A 4,191-nucleotide genomic window follows, 5' to 3' on the forward strand; every position below is an offset into this window, starting at 1 on the left:
GGTGATGGTCACCATGGTGTTGTTGAAGGACGCGTTCACGTGGGCGACGCCCGAGGTGATGTTCTTGCGCTCGCGCTTCTTTACGCGACCCGGTTCCTTGGCCATCGGTTCGGCTCTCTCTTACTTCTTCTTGCCGGCGATCGGCTTGGCGGGGCCCTTGCGGGTCCGGGCGTTGGTGTGCGTGCGCTGGCCGCGGACCGGCAGGCCCTTGCGGTGACGCAGGCCGCGGTAGCAGGCCAGGTCCATCAGACGCTTGATGTTCATCGACGTCTCGCGGCGCAGGTCGCCCTCGACGGTGTGATCGCGGTCGATGGCCTCGCGGATCTGCAGCACTTCGGCGTCGGTCAGCTGGTTGACGCGGCGCGACGGCTCGATCCCGACCTTGGCCGTGATGTCCTTCGCCGCATGCGCGCCGATGCCATGGATGTACTGAAGCGCGATTTCGACGCGCTTGTTGGTCGGGATGTTGACGCCAGCGATACGGGCCACGAAGCTCTCCAGATACGCGTGTGCGGACGCAACAAACGCTCCGGTCAACAGACCAGGAGCGCCGACGCCCTTCGCGGAAGCGCGCCTTATACAGGGGATTCACGCGCCGTCAACGGCTGGACGGCGCTTCAGGGGGCGTTGCGCCCGAAGCGGACCGTGATCACCGCGCGCAGGTCATAGTCCGGGCGACCGTCAATCATGCCCGGACGGAAGCGGTACTCGGCGACCGCCGCGGCGATTCCCGCCGCGCCGAAGCCCTGCCCCGGCGGCGTCTCGCTCAGCACCCGGCACTGATCCAGCACGGTGTCTTCGCGGATCCGGCAGCTGACCACGGCCGTGCCGGATACGCCCCGGCGCAGCGCCTCGGGCGGATGATACCGGCGCAGCGCCAGCGGCGCCGGCTGGCGCAGGTTCCGCGGTCCTGTGCGGACGCCGCGTCCGGGGCCGTCGCCGGCCCCGATGCCCGTTCCGCTCCCCGTCCCCTCCCCGCCTTGGCCCATGCCGGGCGTGGCGGAGGAGATCGGGGCCACGCCGACGACCAGTTCGGGTTCCGGCGCCTGCTCACGCGGGGCCGGGACCTCCGGCGGCACGGGCACGCGAGGCGGCGGCGGCACATGGATGCGGGATGGCGCGGCGGGCGCGCCGCCGCCAGGGTCGTCCGAGGCTTCCACAGGCGGGGGCGGAGGCGGGGGCGGCGGCAGGGGCCGGAACAGCTCCACCTCGATCACCGTCGGAAGGGGCTCGAGCGGTGACGGCTGGGTCCGGGCGACCACGGCGAAGACGCCGATATGGGCCGCCACTACGACCACGAAGGCGCCGAGCTTGCGCAGCCGGTCCCGGGTGAAGAGCGAGCGGATGTTCACGAACCGACTATGCCACATGGGGCATGAACGCGCCGGAGCCGAAAGCGCTCAGATTGGGTTCAGGAGTCGAGCGCGGCGTCTATGGCGGCCGCGACGGCCTCGACCGAGCCCATGCCGTCGATCTCGGTCAGCAGCCCCTTGTCGGCATAGTAGGGCAGCAGGGGCGCGGTGTTCCGGTTGTAGGCCACCAGGCGGACCTTGAAGCTTTCCGGATTGTCGTCGGGACGGCCCTGTTCGGCGTAGCGACGGGCCACGCGCTCCAGCAGGGCGGTGTCGTCGACCTTGAGGCGGATGACATGGTCGATCCGGGCGCCCTTGCGGGTCAGCATGGCGTCGAGGGCCTCGGCCTGGGCCACGGTGCGGGGAAAGCCGTCGAAGATGGCGCCGCCGGCTTCCGCGGCCTCGGGCAGACGCTCTTCTATCAGGGCGATGACGATGGCGTCCGACACCAGGTCGCCGCGCGACATGATGGCCTGGCATTCGCGGCCCAGGTCGGAGCCGGAGGCGATGGCGGCGCGCAGCATGTCGCCGGTCGACAGCTGGACCATGCCCCGCGTCTCGACCAGCCGCTTGGCCTGGGTGCCCTTGCCCGCCGCCGGAGGACCGAACAGGATCAGATTCATCGCCGCCCCTCCCCGGCCCGGCTTCAGCGCCGCGCGGGCGCGGTCACGCCCTTGCCGCGACCCTGGCCACGGCCGCGCAGCTTGGCCTTCTTGATCAGGCCTTCGTACTGATGCGCCAGCAGCTGGGACTGGATCTGGGCCACCGTGTCCATGGTCACGGAGACGACGATCAGGATCGAGGTGCCGCCGAAGATCAGTCCGCCGCCCAGCTGGGCCCCGACGAACTCGGGCAACAGGCAGACAGCGGTGATGTAGAGGGCGCCGATGGTGGTCAGGCGGGTCAGCACATAGTCCAGATACTCGGCCGTGCGCTTGCCCGGACGGATGCCCGGCAGGAAGCCGCCGTATTTGCGCAGGTTCTCGGCCGTGTCCTCGGGATTGAAGGTGATCGAGGTGTAGAAGAAGCAGAAGAAGATGATCAGGGCGCCGTACAGCACCATGAAGATGGGCTGGCCGTGCTGCATCTGGGCGGTGAACATCGGCAGCCAGTCCAGCCAGGTCGGCAGGTTGGCGGTCGCGGTCATCTGGGCCACCGTGGTCGGCAGCATCAGCAGGGACGAGGCGAAGATCGGCGGGATGACGCCGGCGGTGTTGACCTTCAGCGGCAGGAACGAGCGTTCGCCGCCGGCCATGCGATTGCCTTCCTGGCGTTTCGGATACTGGATCAGCAGCCGGCGCTGGGCGCGTTCCATGAAGACGATGAACACCACGACGCCCACGGCGAGGCCGGCGATCAGCAGCAGGGTGAAGGGCGACATCAGGCCTTGCTGGGCCATGCCGAACATCCGCGCGATGGTGCCGGGCAGGACGGCGACGATGCCGGCCATGATGATCAGCGAGATGCCGTTGCCGATGCCGCGCGCCGTGACCTGCTCACCAAGCCACATCAGGAACATGGTGCCGCCGGTCAGGACCGTCACGGTCGAGACGATGAAGAAGATGCCCGGGTTGTCGACGAAGCCCTGCTGGGCGTTCAGGCCGATGGCGATGCCGGTCGACTGGAACAGCGCCAGCACGACCGTCAGGTAGCGGGTGTACTGGTTCAGCTGCTTGCGGCCGCTCTCCCCGCCTTCCTTGCGCAGCTTCTCCCACGGCGGATACACCGCGCCCATCAGCTGGACGATGATCGAGGCCGAGATGTACGGCATCACGTTCAGGGCGAAGACCGCGAACCGCTCGACCGCGCCGCCGGAGAACATGTTGACCATGTCCAGGATGCCGCGCTGGCTGTCCGGGTTCTGGAAGAAGGCGAGGAAGGCCTCGGAGTTGATCCCCGGGACCGGCACATAGGTGCCGACGCGGTAGACCAGCAGGGCCATCAGCGTGAACAGCAAACGCTTGTGCAGCTCGGTCGCCTTGGCGAACGAGCCCATGTTCATGTTTGCTGCGAGTTGTTCGGCGGCCGAAGCCATATGTCGTCACCCCGACTGATCAGAACGGCGCGTCGGACAGGAATCCGGCGCTTGCGTCCAGATAGGCGAAGGGCGCTCTCTTAGCGAGAGTGCCCCTCAAGCTTTATTTGGCGGCCGAGCGCTTGGCGCGGGCCGAGACCTTGTTGGCGTCGCCCAGCGGCGCCTTGGGAGCCGGAGCCTTGCCCTTGGCGGCGTTGCGCTTCTCGACGCGCGCCGCAGCCTTGGCTTCAGCGGCGATCCGCTGCTGCTCGACCGTACCGCCCGCGGCCTCGATGGCCTTCAGCGCGCCGGCCGTGGCCGACCAGACGACCAGGTTCAGCTTGCCCTTGATCTCGCCGGTGCCAAGCAGGCGGACGCCGTCCTTGACGCGGCGGATCACGCCGGCGGCGACCAGCGCCTCGCCGTTGATCTCGGCCTTGGCGTCCAGCTTCTTGGCGTCGATCGCCTCCTGCAGGCGCCACAGGTTGACCTCGGCCAGCTTCAGCGCGTTCGGATTGTTGAAGCCGCGCTTGGGCATCCGCATGTACAGCGGCATCTGGCCGCCTTCGAAGCCGCCGATGGCGACGCCCGAACGCGACTTCTGACCCTTGACGCCGCGGCCGGCGGTCTTGCCCTTGCCCGAGCCCGGGCCCCGGCCGACGCGCATGCGCTTCTTGTGGGCGCCTTCGTTGTCGCGGATTTCGTTCAGTTTCATGTGCCTGATCCTTTCGGGTGCTAGCGCCCGCTCAGGGAGCGGACTCGGCTCGGTTTTCGATCTGCCTCCCCGTTCGGGGAGGGTGGCCGCGTCAGCGGCCGGGTGGGGAC

At 68.5% G+C, this 4,191-nt stretch carries 4 protein-coding genes and 2 pseudogenes; all 6 read right to left on the bottom strand.

Translation table 11 applies throughout. The features are described 5' to 3' along the window. Positions 1-105, bottom strand: a pseudogene (locus tag RDU12_RS13310) (30S ribosomal protein S11); the annotation flags it as partial. Between the two features lie 15 nt (positions 106-120). Further along, positions 121-489 (bottom strand): 30S ribosomal protein S13, encoded by a 369-nt coding sequence (gene rpsM, locus RDU12_RS13315; RefSeq protein WP_300292376.1) that lies wholly within the window; start codon positions 487-489, stop codon positions 121-123. Positions 490-617: 128 nt separating this feature from the next. Continuing rightward, the gene (locus RDU12_RS13320) at positions 618-1,352 is read right to left on the bottom strand and encodes an energy transducer TonB (protein WP_308685094.1); all 735 of its coding nucleotides are present in this window, start codon (positions 1,350-1,352) and stop codon (positions 618-620) included. A gap of 59 nt (positions 1,353-1,411) precedes the next feature. Further along, complete coding sequence (locus RDU12_RS13325) at positions 1,412-1,975, bottom strand: adenylate kinase (protein WP_300289431.1); 564 nt, start codon at positions 1,973-1,975, stop codon at positions 1,412-1,414. 23 nt (positions 1,976-1,998) lie between these two features. Beyond that, positions 1,999-3,387, bottom strand: a complete 1,389-nt coding sequence (gene secY / locus RDU12_RS13330) for a preprotein translocase subunit SecY (RefSeq protein ID WP_300289432.1) — start codon at positions 3,385-3,387, stop codon at positions 1,999-2,001. Between the two features lie 232 nt (positions 3,388-3,619). Further along, positions 3,620-4,081, bottom strand: a pseudogene (rplO, locus tag RDU12_RS13335) (50S ribosomal protein L15); the annotation flags it as partial. Positions 4,082-4,191: the final 110 nt, after the last annotated feature.

This window comes from Brevundimonas sp. (assembly GCF_031082345.1).
Classification (GTDB): domain Bacteria; phylum Pseudomonadota; class Alphaproteobacteria; order Caulobacterales; family Caulobacteraceae; genus Brevundimonas.

Excerpts from the sequence above, each read along its gene's own strand:
- RDU12_RS13325 (WP_300289431.1), bottom strand. The coding sequence starts at position 1,975 with ATGAATCTGATCCTGTTCGGTCCTCCGGCGGCGGGCAAGGGCACCCAG.
- secY (WP_300289432.1), bottom strand. The coding sequence starts at position 3,387 with ATGGCTTCGGCCGCCGAACAACTCGCAGCAAACATGAACATGGGCTCG.